The 23,690-nt window shown below is 67.6% G+C and carries 23 protein-coding genes; 11 read left to right on the top strand and 12 right to left on the bottom strand.

Annotated features, from left to right (window positions below; translation table 11 throughout):
* The first annotated feature begins 35 nt into the window (after positions 1–35).
* Complete coding sequence (locus ASE14_RS02070) at positions 36–698, top strand: HAD family phosphatase (protein WP_056650051.1); 663 nt, start codon at positions 36–38, stop codon at positions 696–698.
* 67 nt (positions 699–765) lie between these two features.
* Here ASE14_RS02070 and ASE14_RS02065 read toward each other — a convergent pair whose 3' ends face one another.
* Positions 766–1,095, bottom strand: coding sequence for a hypothetical protein (locus ASE14_RS02065; RefSeq protein ID WP_056650049.1), 330 nt, complete (start codon positions 1,093–1,095; stop codon positions 766–768).
* Between the two features lie 96 nt (positions 1,096–1,191).
* Here ASE14_RS02065 and ASE14_RS02060 point away from each other — a divergent pair, with 96 nt between their 5' ends.
* Complete coding sequence (locus ASE14_RS02060; protein ID WP_056650046.1) at positions 1,192–1,956, top strand: SDR family NAD(P)-dependent oxidoreductase; 765 nt, start codon at positions 1,192–1,194, stop codon at positions 1,954–1,956.
* Positions 1,957–1,968: 12 nt separating this feature from the next.
* Here ASE14_RS02060 and dhaM read toward each other — a convergent pair whose 3' ends face one another.
* Genes dhaM through dhaK form a run of 3 tightly spaced genes read right to left on the bottom strand, consistent with a single transcriptional unit; the run spans position 1,969 to position 4,379 of the window.
* Positions 1,969–2,706 (bottom strand): dihydroxyacetone kinase phosphoryl donor subunit DhaM, encoded by a 738-nt coding sequence (dhaM, locus tag ASE14_RS02055; RefSeq protein ID WP_056650044.1) that lies wholly within the window; start codon positions 2,704–2,706, stop codon positions 1,969–1,971.
* A 1-nt stretch (position 2,707) separates the two neighbouring features.
* A complete protein-coding gene (dhaL, locus tag ASE14_RS02050; RefSeq protein ID WP_056650041.1) occupies positions 2,708–3,355 on the bottom strand; it encodes a dihydroxyacetone kinase subunit DhaL in 648 nt (215 codons plus the stop codon).
* 22 nt (positions 3,356–3,377) lie between these two features.
* Positions 3,378–4,379 (bottom strand): dihydroxyacetone kinase subunit DhaK, encoded by a 1,002-nt coding sequence (gene dhaK / locus ASE14_RS02045; RefSeq protein WP_056650039.1) that lies wholly within the window; start codon positions 4,377–4,379, stop codon positions 3,378–3,380.
* Between the two features lie 207 nt (positions 4,380–4,586).
* On the opposite strand from dhaK, the gene ASE14_RS02040 reads away from it, so the two are divergent.
* Together ASE14_RS02040 and glpK are read left to right on the top strand one after the other, a co-directional pair.
* Positions 4,587–5,372: an MIP/aquaporin family protein gene (locus ASE14_RS02040; protein ID WP_082599947.1), complete on the top strand. Its 786-nt coding sequence runs from the start codon at positions 4,587–4,589 to the stop codon at positions 5,370–5,372.
* A gap of 93 nt (positions 5,373–5,465) precedes the next feature.
* Positions 5,466–6,980, top strand: a complete 1,515-nt coding sequence (glpK, locus tag ASE14_RS02035; RefSeq protein ID WP_056650037.1) for a glycerol kinase GlpK — start codon at positions 5,466–5,468, stop codon at positions 6,978–6,980.
* 52 nt (positions 6,981–7,032) lie between these two features.
* Here glpK and trpD read toward each other — a convergent pair whose 3' ends face one another.
* Positions 7,033–8,085: an anthranilate phosphoribosyltransferase gene (gene trpD / locus ASE14_RS02030; protein WP_056650034.1), complete on the bottom strand. Its 1,053-nt coding sequence runs from the start codon at positions 8,083–8,085 to the stop codon at positions 7,033–7,035.
* A gap of 138 nt (positions 8,086–8,223) precedes the next feature.
* Here trpD and ASE14_RS02025 point away from each other — a divergent pair, with 138 nt between their 5' ends.
* Genes ASE14_RS02025 through ASE14_RS02005 form a run of 5 tightly spaced genes read left to right on the top strand, consistent with a single transcriptional unit; the run spans position 8,224 to position 13,336 of the window.
* Positions 8,224–8,853, top strand: coding sequence for a heme-copper oxidase subunit III (locus ASE14_RS02025; RefSeq protein WP_082599945.1), 630 nt, complete (start codon positions 8,224–8,226; stop codon positions 8,851–8,853).
* A gap of 49 nt (positions 8,854–8,902) precedes the next feature.
* Positions 8,903–9,697: a c-type cytochrome gene (locus ASE14_RS02020; RefSeq protein ID WP_056650031.1), complete on the top strand. Its 795-nt coding sequence runs from the start codon at positions 8,903–8,905 to the stop codon at positions 9,695–9,697.
* 38 nt (positions 9,698–9,735) lie between these two features.
* The gene (locus ASE14_RS02015) at positions 9,736–10,812 is read left to right on the top strand and encodes a ubiquinol-cytochrome c reductase iron-sulfur subunit (protein ID WP_056650028.1); all 1,077 of its coding nucleotides are present in this window, start codon (positions 9,736–9,738) and stop codon (positions 10,810–10,812) included.
* Positions 10,809–12,416 carry a cytochrome bc complex cytochrome b subunit gene (locus ASE14_RS02010; RefSeq protein WP_056650026.1) on the top strand — a complete coding sequence of 536 codons (1,608 nt, stop codon included), beginning with the start codon at positions 10,809–10,811 and terminating at the stop codon, positions 12,414–12,416. The genes ASE14_RS02015 and ASE14_RS02010 overlap by 4 nt, the downstream gene beginning before the upstream one ends.
* A gap of 32 nt (positions 12,417–12,448) precedes the next feature.
* Positions 12,449–13,336 (top strand): putative RNA methyltransferase, encoded by an 888-nt coding sequence (locus ASE14_RS02005; RefSeq protein ID WP_056650023.1) that lies wholly within the window; start codon positions 12,449–12,451, stop codon positions 13,334–13,336.
* A gap of 39 nt (positions 13,337–13,375) precedes the next feature.
* Here the strand turns inward: ASE14_RS02005 and ASE14_RS02000 are convergent, their stop codons facing one another.
* The 6 genes from ASE14_RS02000 to ASE14_RS01975 form a co-directional block, all read right to left on the bottom strand.
* The gene (locus ASE14_RS02000) at positions 13,376–13,921 is read right to left on the bottom strand and encodes a hypothetical protein (protein ID WP_056650020.1); all 546 of its coding nucleotides are present in this window, start codon (positions 13,919–13,921) and stop codon (positions 13,376–13,378) included.
* A 176-nt stretch (positions 13,922–14,097) separates the two neighbouring features.
* The gene (locus ASE14_RS01995) at positions 14,098–14,520 is read right to left on the bottom strand and encodes a cytochrome c oxidase subunit 4 (RefSeq protein WP_056650017.1); all 423 of its coding nucleotides are present in this window, start codon (positions 14,518–14,520) and stop codon (positions 14,098–14,100) included.
* The gene (ctaD, locus tag ASE14_RS01990) at positions 14,520–16,256 is read right to left on the bottom strand and encodes a cytochrome c oxidase subunit I (RefSeq protein WP_056650014.1); all 1,737 of its coding nucleotides are present in this window, start codon (positions 16,254–16,256) and stop codon (positions 14,520–14,522) included. Before ctaD ends, ASE14_RS01995 begins: the two co-directional genes overlap by 1 nt.
* Before the next feature lie 6 nt (positions 16,257–16,262).
* Positions 16,263–17,156: a cytochrome c oxidase subunit II gene (coxB, locus tag ASE14_RS01985; protein WP_056650011.1), complete on the bottom strand. Its 894-nt coding sequence runs from the start codon at positions 17,154–17,156 to the stop codon at positions 16,263–16,265.
* A gap of 198 nt (positions 17,157–17,354) precedes the next feature.
* Complete coding sequence (gene erpA / locus ASE14_RS01980; RefSeq protein WP_056650008.1) at positions 17,355–17,705, bottom strand: iron-sulfur cluster insertion protein ErpA; 351 nt, start codon at positions 17,703–17,705, stop codon at positions 17,355–17,357.
* 79 nt (positions 17,706–17,784) lie between these two features.
* Complete coding sequence (locus ASE14_RS01975; RefSeq protein WP_056650005.1) at positions 17,785–19,227, bottom strand: dipeptidase; 1,443 nt, start codon at positions 19,225–19,227, stop codon at positions 17,785–17,787.
* Between the two features lie 37 nt (positions 19,228–19,264).
* On the opposite strand from ASE14_RS01975, the gene ASE14_RS01970 reads away from it, so the two are divergent.
* On the top strand, positions 19,265–19,849 hold the full coding sequence (locus ASE14_RS01970) for a DUF3043 domain-containing protein (RefSeq protein WP_056650001.1): 585 nt from the start codon (positions 19,265–19,267) through the stop codon (positions 19,847–19,849).
* Between the two features lie 59 nt (positions 19,850–19,908).
* Here ASE14_RS01970 and ASE14_RS01965 read toward each other — a convergent pair whose 3' ends face one another.
* Positions 19,909–21,057 carry an alkaline phosphatase family protein gene (locus ASE14_RS01965; RefSeq protein WP_056649998.1) on the bottom strand — a complete coding sequence of 383 codons (1,149 nt, stop codon included), beginning with the start codon at positions 21,055–21,057 and terminating at the stop codon, positions 19,909–19,911.
* A gap of 74 nt (positions 21,058–21,131) precedes the next feature.
* Between ASE14_RS01965 and ASE14_RS01960 the strand changes: the two genes are divergently transcribed.
* Positions 21,132–23,606 (top strand): DNA topoisomerase (ATP-hydrolyzing) subunit A, encoded by a 2,475-nt coding sequence (locus ASE14_RS01960; protein WP_056649996.1) that lies wholly within the window; start codon positions 21,132–21,134, stop codon positions 23,604–23,606.
* Positions 23,607–23,690: the final 84 nt, after the last annotated feature.

Below are 23,690 nucleotides of genomic sequence, written 5' to 3'. Positions count from 1 at the left end.
ACCGCTCCCCCGCTGTCCCTGCTATCGTCGCGACCATGACCGGCGAGCTGATCATCTTCGACTGCGATGGCGTACTCGTCGACAGCGAGCGACTGCTGCAACGGGTCGATCTCGAGATGATCGCCGAGCTGGGGTGGCCGATCACCGTCCCAGAGATCTACGACGAGCATCTCGGCCGGAGCACTGGTGATTTCGTCGCCAACGTGGAGCGGCACATCGGCCGGGCGGTTCCCGACGGCTGGCTCGAGCTGCGGCGGAATGCGCACCGGGCCCTGTTCGAACGCGAACTCGCACCTGTTCCGGGAATCAATCAGGCGATCTCAGCGCTGCAGGCCGCCGGATCGGCGACGTGCGTCGGGTCTTCTGGAAGTCACGACGCGATCAGGCACTCGCTGAACCTGACCGGACTCTGGGACAACTTCCGAGGCCGCATCTACAGCGCGGAAGATGTCGAGCGCGGCAAGCCGGCACCCGACCTCTTCCTCCACGCCGCGGCTTCGATGGGGTATCGGCCCGGAGCCTGCGTCGTCGTCGAAGACAGCCCGGCCGGAGTCGAGGCCGCCCGGGCAGCTGGGATGACCGTCGTCGGGTACGCGGGTCTCACGCCGGCTCCGCTGCTGGGCAAGGCGGACGTGGTGATCACGCGGATGAGCGACCTGACGACCGCGATCACCTCGACCGCGGTCCGGTCGTCATGAAGCTCCGCCGACGCCCGTAGGCGCCACGAAACGCTCGTCACCGACGATCGGCGGCCGAGAGTTCCCGCTAGTTCACGGCGTGGCGTTCGGCGTACTTCTCGAGTCGCCGGCCGGTGGCCGGCATTCCGAGCTCGTTGTACGGTCCCTCGACCTCGTGCTCCGGCAGCCGCTCGTCGGTCGGGCAGACCAGCACGGTGTTGGAGGAGGAGTGATCGATGACGTGCTCGAACATGGGGTGTCCGCAGATCGGACACGCCTTTCCATCGTTCGGCTCGAGCACCCCGTCGTCCGCCGTCAGCGGCGGCGGACCGAACACGGGCAGCAACGCCCGGTCGATCCGGTCGAAGAAGTGCGTGAACGCATTGCCGTCTTCGCGGCTCGCTGTGTCGCGTGCCATGCGCCCGATGGTACGCCCGCGATGTGGGCGCGCGCCAGTGTCATCTGGCCAGGGCAGGCGCGTGCAGGTGCCGGTACGCGCGAATAGGGTGAAGGCATGACGGATGTCCCAGCCACACGCCCGGTCACGATCATCACCGGTGCGAGCCGCGGAATCGGCGCTGCGATCGCCGAACGCCTCGCCGCAGACGGTCACGATCTCGTGCTGACGTTCCGTGAGCGCCGCGACGAGGCCGACGCGGTGGCGCGTCGATGCGCGGCATCCGGTGCGCGAGTGCTGCTCCTGCAGATCGATCTCGGCGACCTCGAGGCCGCAGCCACGGTCATCCCGGCGGCGATCGCCGAGTTCGGCCGCGTGACCGGTCTCGTCAACAACGCCGGCATCACCGGCCGCATCAGCGGGTTCCTCGACGCGAGCATCGAGGAGAGCGACGAGTTGTTCCGGGTGAACGTGCTCGCGCCCATCGTGCTCACTCGCGCGGCGATCGCGCACATGGCCACCGATCGCGGCGGGGCCGGCGGCAGCATCGTGAACATCTCCTCCGGAGCGGCGCGGAGCGGCGCTCCGAACACGTACATCCCTTACGCCATGAGCAAGGCGGCGCTCAATGCGCTCACGACCGGCACCTCGAAGGAGTTCGGTCCGGTCGGCGTACGGGTGAACACGGTCTCCCCCGGCACCACGCACACCGAGATCCATGCTGCGGCCGGTCGTCCGAACGCGCCCGAGGAACGGGCTCCGAACATCCCGATGCGACGGGCCGGCGAGCCGCACGAGATCGCCGGCGCAGTCGCCTACCTCTTCTCGGCGGATGCCGCCTACACCTCGGGTGCCGACATCCGCGTCGCCGGCGGCAACTGACCGGCTCTGCGGTCAGGCCTCCCCGAAGCCCGATTCGGCGAGTGCCGCCAACGCGTCGACCGCTTCACGTCCGCTGAGGTCCTTGCTCGTGATGTCGACCTGGGCTCCCTTCGTGAGTCCCAGCGACATGATGCCGAGCAGGCTCTTGGCGTCGGTGCCGTTCACGGTGACCTTCTGCGGAAAGGTGCTCGCGAGTTTCACGAGTTCGGCAGCCGGTCGCGCGTGCAGGCCGTCGGAGTTCACGAGACGGATGCTTCGGGTGTAGCCGGATGCCGCGGGCTGGGGTGCCGCGGTATCCGTCGTTCCTCCCGCATTCGCGCCGACCACTGTTGCACCGGTCGGTTCACCGTCGCCCGCGGCCCATCGCGCGGACTCCGCCGCGGCGACGACGCGATCGAGCGCATCGCCCGATTCGGCGGCCACCGCGGCTGCGACGCCACCCTCCACGAGCGGTGCGTCGACGATGCGCACGCGGTCGCGGCTCTCGTCGTCGAGGAAGTCGAGGGCGGTCTCCGCCGTGAGGATGGCAGACCCGAGGTCGCACAGCACGACCACGCCCGAGCCGGAATCGGCCTCGGCGATGCCGGCGGTCACGAGATCGAAACTCGTGCCGATGCGGCCGTCGTCGGTGCCACCGGCGGCGAACAACGTCGCCGTCGGCGCCATCTGGCGCGCGAGCTGGACGAGCCCGTCGGCGATGCCCGCCGAGTGCGAGACGAAGACGATGCCGACCTTGCCTGGCGTGCCCATGTCAGGCCCCAGCGGAAGCCGCCGCTGATTCGGCGGCCGCTCTGAGGAGGAGCGCACTCGATTCGGCACCCGGGTCGCGATGTCCGGCCGAGCGCTCGCCGAGGTAGCTGGCGCGACCCTTGCGAGCGACGAGCGGTTCGGTGGCCAGTGCGCCGGCCTCGGCGGCCTCGGCGGCGGCGTCGAGCACCCCGGCCGAATCGGTGCCGGCGGCCGCTGCGGCATCCGCTGCCTCGACGGCGGGAGTCCACGCGTCGATCATGGTCTTGTCGCCGGATTCCGCTTTGCCGCGGGCCACGACGCCATCGCGCGCCGCCCTCAGGATGGCGGCGACCGCCGGGCCGTCGAGCGAGACGGCGCTTCCGGCGGCCGCAGCGGCCTTCAGGTACGCCGTGCCGTACAACGGCCCGGCCGCGCCGCCGACCGTCGAGATGAGCGTCGTCGCGACGAGCTTCAGCACATCACCGGGCGTCGAACCGGCGGCGAGGTCGTCGAGCTTCGGCAGCACCGCCTGAAAGCCCCGATCCATGTTCTCGCCGTGATCGCCGTCGCCGATCTCGCGATCGAGCGTGATCAGCGCGACACGATGCTCCGAAATGACCTGCGCGCTCCGTCTGACCCAGTCCACCGCCCAGGTGATGTCCAATCCCACCGAGATTCCCCCTTCGATCCGTCTATCTGCCCCATCGCAGTGCAGCCGTCTGCACCGGGGCATCCCACAATTCGACCATCTCGTCGTCGAGCTTCAGCAGCGTGATCGACATGCCCTGCATCTCGAGCGACGTGATGAAGTTGCCCACGAGCGAGCGAGCGATGTCGATGCCGCGCTCCTCGAGCACCTCCGCCGCTCGCCGATACGCGAGGTACAGCTCGATCTGCGGGGTGCCGCCCATGCCGTTGACGAACAGCAGCGTGCGTTCGCCGCGCTCGTACGGCAGGTCCTCGAGGATCGGCTCGAGCAGCCGGTCCACGAGCCGGTCGGCCGGCTCGAGCTTGACGCGCTCGCGACCTGGTTCGCCGTGGATGCCGATGCCGATCTCGATCTCGTCTTCGGCGAGGGTGAAGCTCGGCTCGCCGGCGTGCGGCACGGTGCACGGCGTCAAGGCGAGGCCCATCGACCGGGCGTTGGCGTTCACGCGTTCCGCGACCGCGACGACCTCGTCGAGCGAGTCACCCCGCTCGGCCGCGGCACCGGCGATCTTCTCGACGAGGACGGTGCCCGCGACGCCGCGGCGGCCCGCGGTGTAGAGCGAGTCCTTGACGGCGACGTCGTCGTTGGTGACGACGGCACGCACCTCGATGCCATCGGCGGCCGCCAGATCCGCTGCCGTCTCGAAGTTGAGCACGTCGCCCGTGTAGTTCTTCACGATGTGGAGCACGCCGGCCCCGCCGTCGACCGCCTTCGTCGCGGCGAGGATCGGGTCGGGCGTCGGTGAGGTGAACACCGCGCCGGGCACGGCGGCATCGAGCATGCCGAAGCCGACATAGCCGGCGTGCAGCGGCTCGTGCCCGCTGCCACCGCCGCTCACGATGCCGACCTTGCCTGCGACCGGCGCGTCGGCGCGCACGACATGGACCGGATCGAACGCGATGCGCACGATGTCGGCATGGGCGAGACCGAACCCGGCGACCGACTCGTCGACGACCCGCTTGGGATCGTTGATGATTTTCTTCACGACATCCCTTCCCCTCAGCTGCCGGGCGCGGTGCAGCCGTGCATCGACGTCGACGCAGCATTCCCCCGCCAACCTACGCCCGACGTGCTCTCAACCGTAAGGGGCTGTGCGAAATCTCGCCGCCCCCATTCCCCGCCGATGCCGGTCTGAGTATCGTGGGCAGTGTTCCGCCCCTGGGCGAAGCCCTCGGGCTAGCGAAAAGGATGGATGGTCAACGTGGACAATCTCGGAGTGTTGTTCCTCAGCGAGCTCGTCGGTACCGCGATGCTCGTGCTCCTCGGCTGTGGTGTCGTGGCCAACGTGGCCCTCGCCAAGACGAAGGGCTTCAACGGCGGATTCCTCATGGTGACCATCGGCTGGGGCCTCGCGGTCTTCGCCGGTGTCATCGTCGCGTACGCATCGGGCGCGCACATCAACCCCGCAGTCACGCTGGGTCTCGTCGCAAACGGCGCCACCGAGTTCGGCAACGCAGGGCTCGGCCTCACTGTGCCGGTCGACCCCGTCTCCGTGAGCGCCTACATCGGCGCCCAGTTCATCGGAGCGATCATCGGCGCCGTGATCGTGTGGCTCGCGTACAAGCAGCACTTCGATGCGGAGCCCCAGCCGGCCTCGAAGCTCGGCGTCTTCTCGACGGGCCCCGGCATCCGCAACTACGCCTGGAACCTCGTGACCGAGATCATCGGCACCTTCGTGCTGGTGTTCGTCGTGATCGGCTTCGGCGGCGGCAGGCAAGGCGACGGCGGACTCGCCGCGCTCGGCGCGCTGCCCGTGGCGCTGCTCGTGATCGGTATCGGCGTCTCGCTCGGTGGCCCGACGGGCTACGCGATCAACCCGGCCCGTGACCTCGGACCGCGCATCGCTCATGCGATCCTGCCGATCCACGGCAAGGGCGGCAGCGACTGGTCGTACTCGTGGGTGCCCGTGGTCGGCCCGGTCATCGGCGGCCTGCTCGCCGGATGGCTGGCGATCCCGCTGCTTCCCATCATCACCTGATGAGGGCGGGGCCGACCCGACGGGCCGGCCCCGCCCTCATCCCCGGTACGTATGCCGGCCTCGGCCGGCTGAGCAGATTGAGAGAGAAACCGAATGGCCGACTACATCCTCGCGATCGACCAGGGCACGACCTCGTCGCGCGCGATCATCTTCGACAAGGCCGGGTCCATCGTCTCGACCGGGCAGCTCGAGCACGAGCAGATCCTCCCCAAGGCAGGCTGGGTCGAGCACGACCCGATGGAGATCTGGCACAACACGCGCGAGGTGATCGGCCAGGCCCTCGGCAGGGCCGACCTCACCCGGCACGACATCGCCGCCGTGGGTATCACCAACCAGCGCGAGACCTCGGTGGTGTGGGACAAGAACACCGGTGAGCCGGTGTACAACGCGATCGTCTGGCAGGACACGCGCACCCAGTCGATCGTCGACCGCCTCGCGGCCGACGGCGGCGTCGAGCGGTTCAAGCCGATCGTCGGACTGCCGCTGGCGACCTACTTCTCGGGCACGAAGATCGTCTGGATCCTCGAGAACGTGCCCGGCGCGCGCGAGCGTGCCGAGGCCGGCGACCTGCTGTTCGGCACGACCGACACCTGGGTGCTCTGGAACCTCACGGGCGGCCATGAGGGCGGCGTGCACGCGACCGATGTCACGAACGCGTCGCGCACGATGTTCATGGACCTCGAGACGCTCCAGTGGCGCGACGACATCCTCGCCGCGTTCGGCGTGCCGAAGTCGATGCTCCCCGAGATCAAGGCGTCCTCCGAGGTCTACGGCACGGTCGAGCCGTCGAGCCTCCTCCGCGAAGTGCCGGTCGCCGGCATCCTCGGCGACCAGCAGGCCGCCACCTTCGGCCAGGCCGCATTCGACGCGGGCGAATCGAAGAACACGTACGGCACGGGCAACTTCCTGATCTTCAACACGGGCGAGGAGATCGTCCACTCGAAGAACGGCCTGCTCACCACGCTCGGGTACAAGCTCGGCGACGACGCCCCCCATTACGCGCTCGAGGGTTCGATCGCGGTCACGGGTTCGCTCATCCAGTGGCTCCGCGACAACCTCGGCATGTTCTCGAGTGCTCCAGAAGTGGAGGAGCTCGCGAAGACGGTCGAGGACAACGGCGGTGCGTACTTCGTGCCCGCGTTCTCGGGCCTGTTCGCGCCGTACTGGCGCTCCGACGCCCGCGGCGCGCTCGTCGGCCTGACCAGGTTCGTGAACAAGGGTCACATCGCCCGCGCTGCACTCGAGGCGACGGCGTTCCAGACGCGCGAGGTCCTCGACGCGGTGAACGCCGACTCCGGGGTCGATCTGACCGAACTCAAGGTGGATGGCGGCATGATCGCCAACAACACCCTCATGCAGTTCCAGGCCGACATCCTCGGCGTGCCCGTTGTGCGACCGGTCGTGGCGGAGACGACCGCGCTCGGCGCTGCGTACGCGGCCGGTCTCGCGGTCGGTTTCTGGTCGAGCCTCGACGAGCTGCGTGCCAACTGGCAGGAGGACTCGCGCTGGGAGCCGACGATGGATCCCGCCGAGCGCGAACGTCAGATCCGGCTCTGGAAGAAGGCCGTCACGAAGACCTTCGACTGGGTCGACGACGACGTGCGATGACGGATGCGGCGGCGGGACCGGGTTCGGTTCCGCCGCCGCTTTCCGTGACCGGTCAGGACTTCGTGGCCGTGATCCACTCGTCGAGCTTGCGCGCCGCTGCGCCGCTGTCGATCGCCGCTTCGGCGACGGCGATCTTCTCGGTGAACCGCTCGAGGATCGCGCGCTGGAACTGACTCGGGTCCTTGGCCAGTTCGAACGCGACGAGTCCGGCGGCTGCGTTCAGCACCACGATGTCGCGAACCGGACCGCGGGCCCCGGCCAGGACGTCGCGCACGACGCCGGCGTTGTGCTGGGCGTCGCCGCCCGCGAGCTGATCGATCGTCGCGCGGGCGATGCCGAGATCACGCGGGTCGAGGTCGTGCTCCTTGACAGTGCCGAGCGAGACCTCCCACATGTGACTGTGTCCGGTCGTCGTCAGTTCGTCGAGTCCGTCGTCGCCGCGGAAGACGAGCGCCGTCGCCCCACGGGTCTGGAAGACGCCGACGATGAGCGGAACCCGGTCGAGCTGCGCCACCCCGACCGCCGAGGCCTCCGGACGGGCGGGGTTGACGAGCGGACCGAGGAAGTTGAAGACGGTCGGAACGCCGAGCTCGGCGCGGACCCGACCGGCATGACGGAAGCCCGGATGGAACGCGGCCGCGTAGGCGAACGTGATGCCCGCCTCGCCGAGCACACCGGCGACCCGCTCGGCCGGCAGGTCGAGATCGAGGCCGAGTGCGGCGAGCACGTCCGACGAACCCGATGACGAACTCGCGGCGCGGTTGCCGTGCTTGATCACCGGAACACCGGATGCCGCTGCGACGATCGATGCCATCGTCGACACGTTGACCGTGCCGAAACGGTCGCCGCCGGTTCCGACGATGTCGAGCGCCATGGGGTCGACCGGCAACGCCACCGCGTGGTCGAGGATCGCGTCGCGGAAGCCGACGATCTCGTCGACGGTCTCCCCCTTCACGCGGAGGGCGATGAGGAATCCGGCCAGCTGGGCTTCGCTGATCGCGCCCGTCATGACCTGTTCCATGCACCACGCGGCATCCGAAACACTCAGATCGGACCCCTCGAGAAGGGAATTCAAAACGTCTGGCCAGTTCTGTCCTGCGGGCATGCGTCGATCCTATCTGCGGGATTCACGGCGGATTCGCGGCCTTCGCACAGCGCAACTTAGGTTCGCCTTACCCGACGAGAGCGACACGACTCCCCCGGATGACGAAAACTCAGCCCTCGTTTCAGCCATAATAGGAGGGTGACGAGCACCTCAATCACTTATCAGGCGAGCGCGCCCCTGATCAAACGACCGAACACCGTAGCGGTGGGAACGATCGTCTGGCTCGGCAGCGAGGTCATGTTCTTCGCGGGACTCTTCGCGATCTACTTCACGCTGCGGTCGACATCACCAGAGCTCTGGGCCTTCGAGGCGGATCGGCTGAACCTTCCGTTCTCGCTGACCAACACGATCATCCTCGTGCTCTCCTCCTTCACCTGCCAGTTCGGCGTCTTCGCGGCAGAGCGGCTCCAGCCGTACGCCACGGGATGGAAGCCGACCCAGTGGGGCGTGGTCGAGTGGTTCTTCCTCACCTACGCCATGGGCGCGATCTTCGTCGCCGGCCAGATCTGGGAGTACGCGACCCTGGTCTCCGAGGGCATCGCGATCGACTCCAACGCCTACGGTTCGGCGTTCTACCTCACGACCGGCTTCCACGGCCTGCACGTGACCGGTGGTCTGATCGCCTTCCTCTTCGTGATCGGCCGCGTCTTCGCGGTCAAGAACTTCGGACACCGCGAGGCGACCAGCGCGATCGCCATCTCGTACTACTGGCACTTCGTCGACGTCGTGTGGATCGGGCTGTTCCTCGTCATCTACGTCCTCAAGTAAGTCGCATCAGGAGCGTCAGCACAGCATGCCCGTGAACAGGAAGATACCCATGACTCGCCAGAAGCGACGCACCGGACGTCGGCACCCGCTCGCCACCGTCGCGCTCCTCGCACTCGGCCTCGTCTTCACCGGTGGTGCATACGCCGCGCTGAGCAGCGGCACCATCGCGCAGGCCGAAGTGGACCCGAACTCGCAGCAGACCATCGAAGAGGGCAAGAAGCTCTTCCAGGCCAACTGCGCGACCTGCCATGGAATGTCCGCCGAAGGCACCGGCGAAGGCCCGAGCCTCATCGGCGTCGGCGCGGCCGCCGTCGACTTCCAGGTCGGCACCGGCCGCATGCCGATGCAGATGCAGGGCCCGCAGGCGCAGCAGAAGCCCGTGCAGTTCACCGACGAGCAGATCCAGCAGCTGGCCTACTACGTCGCGTCGCTCGGCCCCGGCCCCGAGATCCCCAGCGACCACCTCGTCAACGGCGGCGGCGACGCGGCGAACGGCGCAGAGCTCTTCCGCATCAACTGCGCGATGTGCCATAACGTGGCCGGTGCCGGTGGTGCGCTCACCGAAGGCAAGTTCGCTCCCCCGCTGACCGACGTCTCGGGCGTGCACATCTACGAGGCCATGGTCACCGGCCCGCAGAACATGCCGGTCTTCAACGACCTGAACATCTCGCCCGAAGACAAGCGCGATGTCATCACGTACCTCAAGTACCTGCAGGACAACCGCTCGCCCGGCGGTATCGAACTCGGCTCCCTCGGGCCGGTCGCAGAGGGTCTGTTCATCTGGATCTTCGGTCTCGGCGCGATCGTCGCGATCACCGTGTGGATCACGGCGAAGTCCAACTAGCGCACGCCCCGGCACAGAAGTACTGAAGAAGGAGAACCATGGCACAGGACGACCACAGCGGCGCAGAGCTCGCCGCTGCCGACTCGTCGCACGCCGCGCACGACATTGCCGTCTCGCCGGGTACTGCGGTCATCGCAGCCGACTCGTTCGAGAACCCCGGCTTCCCGCCGCACCGCACCCGAGTCACCGACGAGAACCCGAAGCGTGAGAAGCGTGCCCAGCGTACCGTCTACACGCTGTTCTACCTGTCGATCCTCGGAAGCGTCTGGGCGATCGCTGCGTACATGCTGTTCCCGATCGAGTCGAACGACGTCGGCGCGGTCCGCCTGAACAACATGTTCTTCGGCCTCGGTGCCACGCTCGCCCTGCTCGCCATCGGCTTCGGCGTTGTGCACTGGGGCAAGGCGATCATGGCGGACGTCGAACTCATCGACGAGCGTCACCCGATCGGCGGTTCGCCCGAGACCCAGGCTGCTGCGGTCAAGGTGTTCACCGATTCGGACCAGGAGTCCGGCTTCACCCGCCGTGCTGCGATCCGCAACAGCCTCATCGGTGCGCTGCTCGTCTTCCCGCTGCCGGCCGTCGTCCTCTTCCGCGGCTTCGCACCGCAGGACCAGGTGCCGGTCGAGCTGCTCAGCCACACGATGTGGAAGAAGGGCACCCGCCTCGCGCTCGACCCGTCCGGCGTGCCCATCAAGGCCGCCGATGTCACGATCGGCAGCGCGTTCCACGTCATCCCCGAGGGCCTCCAGGACCTCGAGCACGGCAAGCTCGAAGAGAAGGCCAAGGCAGCGGTGCTGCTCATGCGCCTCGAGCCGAGCGAGCTCAACGAGGCTCCCGGCAAGGAGAACTGGTCGTACGAGGGCATCGTCGCGTACTCCAAGATCTGCACCCACGTCGGATGCCCTGTGGCACTGTACGAACAGCACACGCACCACCTGCTGTGCCCGTGCCACCAGTCGCAGTTCGACGTCGCCAACCACTGCGAGGTCATCTTCGGCCCGGCAGCGCGTCCCTTGCCCCAGCTTGCGATCGCCGTCGACGATGAGGGATACCTCATCGCGCAGCACGACTTCAAAGAACCCGTCGGCCCGAGCTTCTGGGAGCGCAATTGACCACCGCACCGTCCGCAACCGCGCCGCAGAAGCGGTCGTTCACGTCAGCTGCGTCCGTGTACGTCAACGAGCGCACGAGCATCGCGGGATTCGTCAAGGAACTCGGTCGTAAGGCCTTCCCCGACCACTGGTCGTTCCTGCTCGGCGAGGTTGCGCTCTTCAGCTTCGTCGTCGTGCTCATCTCGGGCACCTTCCTGACGTTCTTCTTCCAGGCCTCGATGGTCGAGGTGCATTACGACGGTTCGTACGTGCCGCTCAAGGGCGTCGAGATGTCGGTCGCCATGGCGTCGACACTCGACATCTCCTTCGACATCCGCGGCGGCCTCTTCGTGCGCCAGATGCACCACTGGGCTGCGCTGCTCTTCGTTGCGGCCATCGGCCTGCACATGCTGCGCATCTTCTTCACGGGTGCGTTCCGCAAGCCGCGCGAGCTGAACTGGGTGATCGGATTCACTCTCTTCATCCTCGCGATGGCCGAGGGCTTCACCGGCTACTCGCTCCCCGACGACCTGCTCTCGGGCAACGGCCTCCGCATCATCGACGGCATGGTCAAGGGCATCCCGCTGATCGGAACCTGGACCTCGTTCCTGCTCTTCGGCGGCGAGTTCCCCGGCACCCAGATCGTCGGCCGTCTCTACACGCTGCACATCCTGCTGCTTCCGGCGCTCGTCGTCGCCCTGGTCGCGCTCCACCTGGTGTTCGTCGTCGTGCACAAGCACACGCAGTACGCCGGCCCGGGCAAGACCCAGCAGAACGCGGTCGGCCCGCCCATCCTCCCGATCTACGCGGCCAAGGCCGGCGGGTTCTTCTTCATCATCTTCGGTGTGCTCGCGCTCATCGCCTCGATGTTCACGATCAACCCGATCTGGAACTACGGCCCGTACGACCCCTCCCCCGTCTCCGCCGGTACCCAGCCCGACTGGTACATCGGCTTCGCCGACGGCGCCCTGCGACTCATCCCGCCGGGCTGGGAGTTCGTCTGGCTCGACCGCACGTGGTCGTTCAACATCCTCGTGCCGCTCATCGTCATCGGTGTGTTCATCGTGCTGGTGCTGATCTACCCGTTCATCGAGGCCTGGATCAAGGGCGACAGGCGCGAGCACCACATCGCAGACCGTCCGCGCAACGCTCCGACCCGCACGGCGATCGGTGCAGCAGGTGTCACGTTCTACGCAGGCCTCTGGGCTGCGGCGAGCTCCGACATCCTGGCGACGCACTTCTCGCTCACTATGGAGGGCGTCATCCACGCACTCCAGGCCGTCGTCATCATCGGCCCGTTCGTCGCCTACTTCATCGCGAAGCGCGTCTGCATCGCGCTGCAGAAGAAGGACCGCGAGATCGTGCTGCACGGTTACGAGTCCGGACGCATCGTGAAGCTGCCGGGCGGCGAGTTCATCGAGGTGCACCAGCCCCTCGACGAGTACGACCGCTGGAAGCTCGTCAGCTACGAGAGCTACGCGCCGCTCATGATCCGTCCGAACGCGCGTGGCAAGATCACGGTCGGACAGCGTCTGCGCGCATCGTTCTCGCGCTGGTTCTTCGAAGACCGCATCGCGCCGGTCACGAGGGGCGAGCTCGAGTCCGGCCACGACACCCACCACTGACGATCCCGTCAGACGGATTCGGGCACCGCGCCATGTCGATCGACTCGACGTGGCTGCGGTGCCCGAACTGCTTTCACGACCTCGAACCGATCACCGACCGGGTCCTCGGCTGCTCGCTCGGGCATCGCTTCGACCTTGCCAAGCACGGCGCCGTCACGCTGCTTCCCCCGAAAGCGCCTCGCACCGTCGGCGATGATCGTCACATGCTCGAGGCCCGCGCCGGCCTTCTCGAGTCCGGCGCCTATGCGCCGATCGTCGACGCTCTCGTCGCATCCGTGCGTGGTTCGATCGCGCGCGGAGACGACGACGCTCCTCCCCCGATCGGGTCGAGTGCGGATGCCGACGTCGTCGGAACGCAGTCCGACCTGAGGATCGCAGATCTCGGTTGCGGCACGGGCTACTATGCTCACGGCCTGGCAGCAGCGGTGGAGAGCGGCTCCGTGCTGCTCGCCGACCGTTCACCGACGGCCGTACGCATGGCCATGCGCGCCGTGCCCGGCTCGACCGGAGTCGTGCTCGACCTCTGGCGTCCGCTCCCCCTCCGCGACGTCAGCGCCGATGTCGCCATCAACGTCTTCGCCCCACGCAATCCTCCCGAGTTCGCGCGCATCGTGCGCACTGGTGGCCTCCTGCTCATCGTCGTGCCGACAGCCGACCACTTCATCGAACTGCGACGTCTGGGCGCTGCGCTCGACGTCCCCGAGGGCAAGGCCGAGCTCGTCACGACGCAGTTCAGCGCGGTGGGCTTCACCCCGCTGCAGACGACGAGGGTCGAGTACCGACTCACCACCGATGTCGGCATTCGCGAGTTGCTGGTCGACATGGGACCGGCCGCACATCATCGCAGCGATGGCGGGACTTCCCATGGTGACCTCGCCGTCACCGTATCGATCGACGTCGTCGCGTTCGCACGGGCGTAGCCGGCACCTCGGCGAGAAGCGGACGACCCGACCTGATTCCTATTCGGGGCCGTACTCCTGCGCGCACTTCGTCGGGTCCAGACCTGATTCGAGGATCTGCGCCCAGACGTCCTCGGTTGTCGTCTTCGGTGTCACACCGGCTGCGGTCAGGCACGCTCGGTTGGCACGATTCGCGACGGATTCGTCCTTGTTCAGGAACTGCCACCGCTCGTCGACCTGCTGGAACTCGGCGATGTAGCACCGGTCGCTCACGCCTGCGTCGTACGCCTCAGCCCGCATCGAGTACTCGATCATGGAGTCGTTCCGGTGAACCCGGACCAGAGGAGAGCCGGCGTCGTCCATGCATGCTTCGAACCGGGTGAAGGCTGCGCGATACTCCTCTTCCGTCACGCCGTCCTCCAGCTCGCTCTCCTGCTGCGATGATGCCTCGATCGACGGCAGGGCTTCGCGGATGAGCGGCGCGACACCGGCGGAAGCAGCCGCCTCTGCGCATCCTGCGAGAACGACCACCGCGCACAGCGCTGCAGTCAGGTTCGAGAGTCGCCGTCTCATCATGATCTCCTTGCAGGCCGAGAATGCTGCCATGCCGATGATTCGCTCTGGATGCGACCGGGCTGCACACTGACCCACCAGTGCGAGGTCAACACGACCGCGAAACGGACGTTACTCTCCCGTTCATGCCGCCGTCAATGAGCCCACACACACACGGAAAACGGCCCCGTGCGCGATGCGCACGGGGCCGTTCGATCAGCCGGCTGAGATCAGCGGGCGAAGTTGCCGCGGTAGTACTCGTACACCCAGCCGACGAGGGCGATGATGCCGAGTCCGACGGCGATGAACGAGATCCAGAAGCCGACAGCGAGTCCGAGGAACATCAGCGACGCTGCGCCGGCGAGCACGATCGGCCACCAGCTCCACGGGCTGAAGAAGCCGAGCTCGGGGTCGCCGTCGTCGATGTTCGCGTCGAGGCGGTCCTCAGGCAGCTCGGCGCCCTGTGCCTTGTGCACACGACCGAGGTAGAACGCGATGAACGCGCTCAGTATCGCCGTGAGGGCGATGGTGATGGTGCCCGCCCACTCGGGCTGCCCCGTGACCGACTCGGCTGCCGACCAGAAGCCGTACACCGCCGCGACGATCGCGAGGAAGACCGTCAGGATCCAGAAGAGGTTGACGTTGGCGCGCATTACTTGATCTCCTCCGAAGCAGCGTCATACGTTGGCGACTGCGGTGCATCCTTCGCCGGACCGATGCCGACCGGGATGCCGGCCTCGGGGTGGTTGAGGTCGAACGCGGGACGCTCCGAACGGATGCGCGGAATCGACGTGAAGTTGTGACGCGGCGGCGGGCAGCTGGTCGCCCACTCGAGCGATCCGCCGTAGCCCCACGGGTCGTTCACGGTCACCTTCGGTGCCCGACGAGCAGTGATGTAGACGTTCAGGAAGAACGGGATCATCGAGACCGCCAGGATCCCGGCGCCGATGGTCGACAGCTGGTTCATCCAGGTGATGTTGTCTTCAGGCAGGTACGAGTAGTACCGGCGGGGCATCGCCACGACTCCGAGCCAGTGCTGGATGAGGAACGTGGTGTGGAAGCCGATGAAGAGCAGCCAGAAGTGCCACTTGCCGAGCGTCTCATTCAGCATCTTGCCGGTCCACTTCGGCCACCAGAAGTAGAAGCCGGCGAACATCGCGAACACGACGGTACCGAAGACGACGTAGTGGAAGTGAGCGACGACGAAGTACGTGTCGGACACGTGGAAGTCGAGCGGCGGCGACGCGAGGATGACACCGGTGAGGCCACCGAACACGAAGGTGATGAGGAAGCCGAGCGACCAGATGAGCGGCGTCTCGAACGTGATCGAGCCCCGCCACATCGTGCCGATCCAGTTGAAGATCTTCACACCTGTGGGCACGGCGATCAGCATCGTCATGAGCGCGAAGAACGGCAGCAGGACCGAACCGGTGACGTACATGTGGTGCGCCCACACCGTGACCGAGAGCGCGGCGATCGCGATGGTCGCGTAGATCAGCGTCTTGTATCCGAAGATCGGCTTGCGGCTGAAGACCGGGAAGATCTCGGAGACGATGCCGAAGAACGGCAAGGCGATGATGTACACCTCGGGGTGGCCGAAGAACCAGAAGAGGTGCTGCCACAGGATGACGCCGCCGTTGGCGGGGTCGTACACGTGGGCTCCGAAGATGCGGTCGGCACCCGCGGCCAGGAGCGCCGCGGCGAGCACCGGGAAGGCCATGAGCACGAGGATCGAGGTCACGAGGGTGTTCCACGTGAAGATCGGCATGCGGAACATCGTCATGCCCGGGGCACGCATCGTGATGATGGTGGTGATGAAGTTCACCGCACCGAGGATCGTGCCGAAGCCCGAGAGACCGAGACCGAGCATCCAGAGGTTGCCGCCGACACCTGGTGAGAACGTCGTCGATGCGAGCGGTTGATAGGCGAACCAACCGAACGACGCGGCGCCCTGCGGGGTGAAGAAGCCGGCCACGGCCATCAGCGAACCGAAGTTGAAGAGCCAGTACGCGAAGGCGTTCAGTCGCGGGAACGCGACGTCGGGCGCACCGATCTGGAGCGGCATGAGTACGTTCGCGAAGCCCGCGAAGAGCGGGGTCGCGAACATCAGCAGCATGATCGTGCCGTGCATCGTGAAGAGCTGGTTGTACTGCTCACGCGTCTGGATGATCTCGAGGCCCGGCTCGAAGAGCTGTGCCCTGATGATCAGCGCCATGACGCCGCCGATGCAGAAGTAGATGAACGCGGTGATCAGGTACATGTACCCGATGACCTTGTGATCGGTGGACGTGATCCACTTGACGAGGATGTTGCCCTTGCGTTCGACCTTGGAAGCGCCGAACGGAAGCGTGCTCGCTGAGGGGCGAGCCGGTGCGGTCGTGGTGCTCATCGCGGCTTAGTGCTCCTCTTTCAATTCGGGCGCGCCCGTTCCGGGCAGGTTCTGGTTGCGGTCGTACTCGTTCGACAGCTGGCCTTCCTGGCCGGCGTCGCGAAGCGACTCGATGTAGTCGTCGTACTCGGCCTGAGAGACGACCTCGACGTTGAAGAGCATGAGCGAGTGGTACTCACCGCAGAGCTCGGCGCACTTGCCGGCGAAGGTGCCCTCGCGCTCGGGCACGAACGACATGTAGTTGGTCTTGCCCGGGAACATGTCCTTCTTGTAGAGGAAGTCCACGACCCAGAACGAGTGGATGACGTCGCGCGATTCGAGTTCGATCTCGACGTTCGCACCGACGGGCAGGTACAGGGTCGGCAGCTCCTCCTGGACGAGCGAGCCCTTGGGCCCCTCTTCGGAGAGCTGGCCCTGGATGCCGGGCGAGTACACGTCTTCGTTGACGTAGTTGAAGTCCCATGCCCACTGCTTGGCGATGACCTCGACCTTGACGTCGATGTCCTCTTCAGCGAAGCGCTGCTCGATCGCCTGCTGGTCGCGTGCCGTGAAGGCGAAGAAACCGAGCACGAGGATCAGCGGGATCACCGTGTAGAAGATCTCGATCGGCATGTTGTAGCGGAGCTGGACCGGCAGGCCGGTCTGGCCCTTGCGGCGACGGTAGGCGATGACGGCCCAGATCGTCAGACCCCAGGTGATGACACCCACGATCAGCAGCACGATCCACGAGGTGACCCAGAGGCCTGAGACACGCTCGGTATGGTTCGTTACCGGCGCCTCCCCCTCGACGAATCCGGGGAGGAATCCGTTCAGCTGGGCCTGTGTGCACCCTGCGAGGACGAGACTGAGCGACGCTGCGATCGGGATTGCAGCCCATCGGAGACGGCGGTTGTTGCGCACCGGTAACCTTTCGGGAGACTCGAAGGCGCTTCACAGTGAAGCGCGGTGATCGTTGTCTAGCCTACTCCGACTCGACCCCCGGGGTGTGCACTCAGGCCCGGTGTCGGGCGCGTCGAATCACCGATTTCCGGCTCGATCGGCGGAAACAACGAAGGGAGGTCGCATCAGCGACCTCCCTTCGGAGTGTTTCCCGGTGGCTCAGTGGAACGAGTCACCACACGCGCAGCTGCCCTGAGCGCTCGGATTGTCGATCGTGAATCCCTGCTTCTGGATGGTGTCCTCGAAGTCGATCGAGGCACCGTCGAGGTACGGCACGCTCATCTTGTCGACGACCACCTCGACGCCCTCGAAGTCCACGACGGCGTCGCCGTCGAGCAGGCGCTCGTCGAAGTAGAGCTGGTAGATGAGGCCCGAGCAACCGCCGGGCTGCACCGCAACGCGCAGACGGAGGTCGTCGCGACCCTCCTGCTCGAGAAGGCTGCGCACCTTGTCGGCGGCGGGGTCGCTCAGCTTCACGCCGTGCGCGGTCTCGGTGATCGTGTCGCTCATGTCTCTCCTCGGTGCGTCAGGGAACGCGGAACCTTCTTCTATGGTAACCGCCGGAGCGGAGACCGCATCCTGCGCGCTCTCAGGAATCTTCGGACCGCGCGTCGAGTCGGGCGAGGAACAGCGCCTCGCTCAGCAGCGCACGCTGGAAGACGCCGAGGTGCAACGACTCGTTGGGGCTGTGCGCCCGCGAGTCGGGGTCCTCGACGCCGGTCACCAGGATCTGCGCGGCGGGGAACTCGGCGACGAGCTCCGCGATGAACGGGATCGAGCCGCCGACGCCGATCTCGACCGGCTCCTTGCCCCAGGCCTCCGCCATCGCCGCGTTCGACTCTGCGACCGCCCATCCCGAGGTGTCCACGAGGAACGGGTTGCCGAGCTCGACCGCATCGAACTCGAGCTGCGCGCCGAACGGCGCGTGCTGCTCCAGGTGGCTGCGGATCGCCGCGAGTGCGTCGACATCGCGCTGGCCGGGCGCGACTCGGGCGCTGACGCGCACCGCGACGCTCGGGACGAGCGTGTTGGAGGCATTGGCCACTGTGGGCGCGTCGATGCCGGTGACGGTGATCGCGGGCTGCGCCCAGATGCGCGAGAGGATCTCGCCGCGCCCGATCGGCGAGACGCCGTCGAGCAGGCCGGTCTCGGCGCGGAGCTGCGCCTCGTCGTAGGCCGGCGTCTCGAGGTCCGCCGACGTCAGCCCGGCCACCGCGACGGAGCCGTCGGCGTCGTGCAGCGTCGCGAGCAGCTGGATGGCCGCAAGCATCGCGTCGGGCACCGCGCCGCCGTACATGCCGGAGTGCGAGGCGTGCGCGAGCGTGGACACCCGCATGCGGAAGGCCACGGCTCCGCGGAGCGCGACCGTCAGCGCGGGCGTCTCGAGGTCCCAGTTGCCCGAATCGGCGACGACGATCGCATCCGCCTCGAGCAGCTCTCGGTTCTCGCGCAGGAAGTTGGCGAACGAGAGCGAGCCCGACTCCTCCTCCCCCTCGATGAAGAGGGCGATGCCGAGGTCGAAGTCGGTGCCGAGCACCTCGGTGAGCGCGCGGATGGCGCCGATGTGGGCCATCACGCCGGCCTTGTCGTCGGCCGCGCCGCGTCCGTACAGGCGGTCGCCGCGGAGCGTCGGCTCGAACGGCGCGGACTCCCAGTCCGCGTCCTCTCCGGGGGGCTGCACGTCGTGGTGCGCGTAGAGCAGCACCGTCGGCCGCCCGTTGCGGGCGGCGCGGCGCGCCACGACCGCAGGCTTGCCGAGCGGGGCATCCGCGCCCTCGCCCTCGCCGATCGCGGCACGGCGGATCTCGACGAGGTCGAAGACGCCGAGCCCGCGCACGAGCTCGGCGACGGCATCGGCGCTCGCCTCGACGTGCGCGTCGTCGAACGCGGCCCACGACACCGAGGGGATCTTCACGAGCCGCGTGAGATCGGCGATCGTGGCTGGGAAGGCGGCTTCGACGGCACCGCGCAGGGCGTCGCTCGTGGAGGAGGGGTCGGAAGTTCCGCCGGCGGCGGGATGAGACTCGGTCATGCCGGTAATCTTAAGGGGAACCGATTCGAGGAATCCCGTGGCCAAGAACCCGAACAACACCGAAGAACCGAGCGCCGAGACGCTCGAAGAGACCCAGGCTCGCCTGAAGGCCGGCAAGGGTGCTCCCACGCCGAGCCGGGCGCAGCAGGAGGCGGCGCGCAAGCGTCCGCTCGTGCCGAACGACCGCAAGGAAGCGGCGAAGCAGGCCCGTGCCAAGGCGGCGGAGTCGCGCGAACGCGCCCGCGTCGGCATGGCTGTCGGCGACGAGCGCTACCTGCCGGCTCGCGACCGCGGCCCGCAGAAGAAGTTCGTGCGCGACTACGTCGACGCGCGGTTCAGCATCGGCGAGATCCTCATCCCCGTGATGTTCGCCGTGATCCTGCTGACGTTCGTGCCGAGCCCCGAGGTGCAGTCCATCGGCATCCTCTCGCTCTGGGCCTTCTTCCTCGTCGCGGTCATCGACTCCGTCGTGCTCGGCTTCATCCTCACGAAGAAGCTCGCCGCGAAGTTCGGCGCCGACAAGGTCGAGCGCGTTCGCTGGTACGCCGCGATGCGCGCGCTGCAGCTCCGCCCGCTCCGCCTGCCGAAGCCGCAGGTCAAGCGCTGGAACTACCCAGAATGATCCGGATGGCTCGGGGCGGCGTCATCGCCCGCCTCGAGCTTCCGTGAACGTCCCCCGCATCAGTTGCGGCTGAAGACTCCCCCGCGGATGAGCGGCACCCGGGTCTCCTCGTCGCTGAGCGACCCGTGCTGCCCGATCATGGCCTCGGCCTGACGGTTCGCCTCCCTGCCGTCGTAGTACGCGATGCCCGCCCGTGCGGCGACGATGACGTCGCCGATGCGATCGCGCACCTCGTCGTCGACGGGACCGTAGAGCCCCGCCTCGATCGCCTCGTCGCGGCTCAGCACCCACGAGCGGTGCCCTTCGGCTTCACGCCAGCGCTCGACGAGCGCGGTGCGAGCGGATGCCTCGAGCCCGGGTTCGAAGTAGAGGGCGAGGCACCGCGGCTCTCCCCCGACATACCGCACGCCGACGAGCAGCTCGGGCCGGTCGTCGACGAACACGTGGCGATGCGCCGGCACGTCGACGACGCCGTGGTCGGCGGTGACGAGGAGACCGGCGCCACGGGGCATCCGTCGCTCGAAGGCCGCGAGTTCGCTGTCAAGCGTCTCGAGCTGGCCCAGCCACTTGTCGGACTCCCAGCCGTGCGCGTGCGCGGCCTGGTCGAGTTCCGGGACGTACAGGTAGACGACCGCGTGCTCGCCCGTGGCGAGGATGCGATCGGCCTCGGCGAAGCGGTCGGCGATCGAGGCTCCCGAGCGGTATTCGGCCCCGCGCAGCACGGCGTTCGTGAAGCCCGAGTCGGCGTAGCGGGCCGCGCCGATCGCGTAGCTCGGGATGCCCGCCGCCCGCATCGTCTCGAAGAGGGTCGGCACGCGCTGCCAGACCTCGGGGCGCATGCCGGCGTCCCATCCGCTCAACTGGTTCACGAGCCGATCGTGGGCGGCGTCGAGCACGCGGTAGCCGACGAGTCCATGTTCGCCGGGTGCACGGCCCGTCGCGAACGTCGCGATCGCCGCCGCGGTCGTCGACGGGAAGACCGTGCGGAGCACATCGCGCTTGGCCATGCGTGAGGCGAGGAACCTGGCGTGACCCGCCCGCGTCTGGATGTTCGAGGCGCCGAGCCCGTCGACGAGCACGACGACGACGGCCGTCGCCTGCGGCAGGCCCAGATCGTTCGGGACGCCCTGGACGGCGGACATCGAACTGCCGAGCACTCCGGCAAGGCGCGGGGCGGTGTCGGCGGGCACCGGTAGCATGGCAGACATCGCGCCCAGTCTGGCATAGGCCGGGCGCGCCCCTGTTCCCTGCGTGCACGGCACGCCCGCCCCAGAGACGACGGATGACCCGAGCAAAGAATCAGCCCGCTGAAGACCCGATCGTCGAGCGCATCGAAGACGTCGACGTCGCCGCAGAGATGCAGGGCTCGTTCCTCGAGTACGCGTACTCCGTCATCTACTCGCGAGCGCTGCCCGACGCCCGCGACGGTCTCAAGCCCGTGCAGCGGCGCATCCTGTACCAGATGAACGAGATGGGGCTCCGGCCCGATCGCGGCCACGTGAAGTCGGCGCGCGTCGTCGGCGAGGTCATGGGAAAGCTCCACCCGCACGGCGACACGGCGATCTACGACACCCTCGTGCGCATGGCGCAGGCCTTCACCCTGCGAGTGCCGCTCGTCGACGGTCACGGCAACTTCGGCTCGCTCGACGACGGCCCCGCCGCGTCGCGCTACACCGAGGCCCGCCTCGCCTCCCCCGCGCTCGCGATGACCGAGGGACTCGACGAGAACGTCGTCGACTTCGTGCCGAACTACGACAACCAGCTCACCCAGCCCGAGGTGCTCCCCGCCGCCTACCCGAACCTGCTCGTCAACGGCGCCAGCGGCATCGCGGTCGGCATGGCGACCAATATGGCCCCGCACAACCTCATCGAGGTCGTCGGCGCCGCACGGCATCTCATCGCGCACCCGAACGCGACGCTCGACGAACTCATGGAGTTCGTGCCCGGTCCCGACCTTCCCACGGGCGGCACGATCGTCGGCCTCTCGGGCATCAAGGACGCCTACGCCACCGGCCGTGGCAGCTTCAAAACCCGCGCCAGGGTCAGCGTCGAGTCGATCACCGCCCGCAAGACGGGCCTCGTCGTCACCGAACTGCCCTACCTCGTCGGCCCCGAGAAGGTCATCGAGAAGATCAAGGACGGCGTCAACGCCAAGAAGATCAACGGCATCTCCGACGTCACCGACCTCACCGACCGCACGAACGGGTTGCGGCTCGTCATCGGTATCAAGACAGGCTTCAGCCCCGACGCCGTGCTCGAACAGCTCTACCGGCTCACGCCGCTCGAGGACTCGTTCAACATCAACAACGTCGCACTCGTCGACGGCGGCCCGCAGACGCTCGGCCTGCGCGAGCTCCTCCAGGTCTACGTGGCGCACCGCATCTCCGTCGTCACCCGTCGCTCCGAGTACCGGCTCGCCCGCCGGCGCGAGCGTCTGCACCTCGTCGACGGCCTCCTCATCGCGATCCTCGACATCGACGAGGTCATCCAGCTCATCCGCGGCAGCGACGACACCGCCGCCGCCCGTGCACGACTGATCGAGGTCTTCGACCTCAGCCAGGTGCAGGCCGACTACATCCTCGAGCTGCAGCTGCGCCGTCTCACGAAGTTCTCGCGCATCGAACTCGAGGCCGAGCGCGACAAGCTGCGCGCCGAGATCGAAGAGCTCGAGGCGCTGCTCGCCAGCCGCCACCGCATCGAAGCCCTCGTCTCCGACGAGCTCGCCGAGATCGCCGAGCGCTTCGGCACCCCACGGCGGACGCTCCTCACCGACGCTCGCCCGAGCATCGCCGGCGCCGCCGCCAAGCGCGCCGCCGCCGTGCTCGAGGTCGCAGATGTCCCGTGCCGGGTCTTCCTCTCGGCCACCGGGCGCATCGCACGCGTCGACCTGCCGGTCGGCGACGAGGGCGCGCCCGTCATCACCGTTCCCGCCCGTCGCAGCAAGCACGACGCGATCCGCTCGACCCTCGACACGACGAGCCGCGCCGAGATCGGCGCCGTCACGAGCCTCGGCCGACTCATCCGCTTCACGCCCGTCGATCTGCCGATGCTGCCGCCGACCTCGGTGCAGCTCGGCGCCGGCGTCAAGATCGGCGACTACCTCGCGTTGCCGAACCGCGACGAGAAGGTCCTCGCGATCGTCTCGCTCGATTCCGACCGCTCCATCGCGCTCGGAACGAAACAGGGCGTCGTCAAGCGTGTCGCCACCGGGGCATACCCGAACAAGCCGGAGTTCGAGGTGATCGGGCTGAAGGCCGGCGACGAGGTCGTCGGAGCCGTGCAGGGCGATGAGACCGACGAGCTCGTGTTCGTCGCCACCGACGCGCAACTGCTGCGCTTCCCCGCCGCGATCGTGCGGCCGCAGGGCTGCCCCGCCGGCGGCATGGCCGGCATCAACCTCGGCAGCGGCGCGCATGTCGTGCACTTCACGAGCATCGCAGCAGACGACGTGCCCGAGGCGGTCGTCGTCACGATCGCGGCGACGACCGACACCCTGCTCGGCACCGACCCTGGCAGCGCGAAGGTCAGCGACTTCGACGAGTTCCCGGCCAAGGGCCGCGCGACCGGTGGCGTGCGTGCACAGCGCTTCCTGAAGGGCGAGGACGCATTGCACCTCGCCTGGGTCGGCCGCTCCCCCGCACTGGCGGTCGGTCCCGACGGCACGGCGCGCACCCTGCCCGACAGCGGCGCGAAGCGTGACGCGTCGGGCCAGCCCCTCGAGGCGGTCGTCGGCGCGATCGGTACGCGCATCGGCTGACGCCGCGCTCCAGGGCTTGACGCCGGCGCGGCAGAGGGGCATATTCGGCCGTGCCGGCCGACGAGCGCCTCACTCGTTCATGCA

Source organism: Agromyces sp. Root81 (assembly GCF_001429165.1).
Taxonomy (GTDB): domain Bacteria; phylum Actinomycetota; class Actinomycetes; order Actinomycetales; family Microbacteriaceae; genus Agromyces.
The sequence above is the reverse complement of the archived record's forward strand: the minus strand, read 5'-3'. Positions and strand labels throughout refer to the sequence as shown.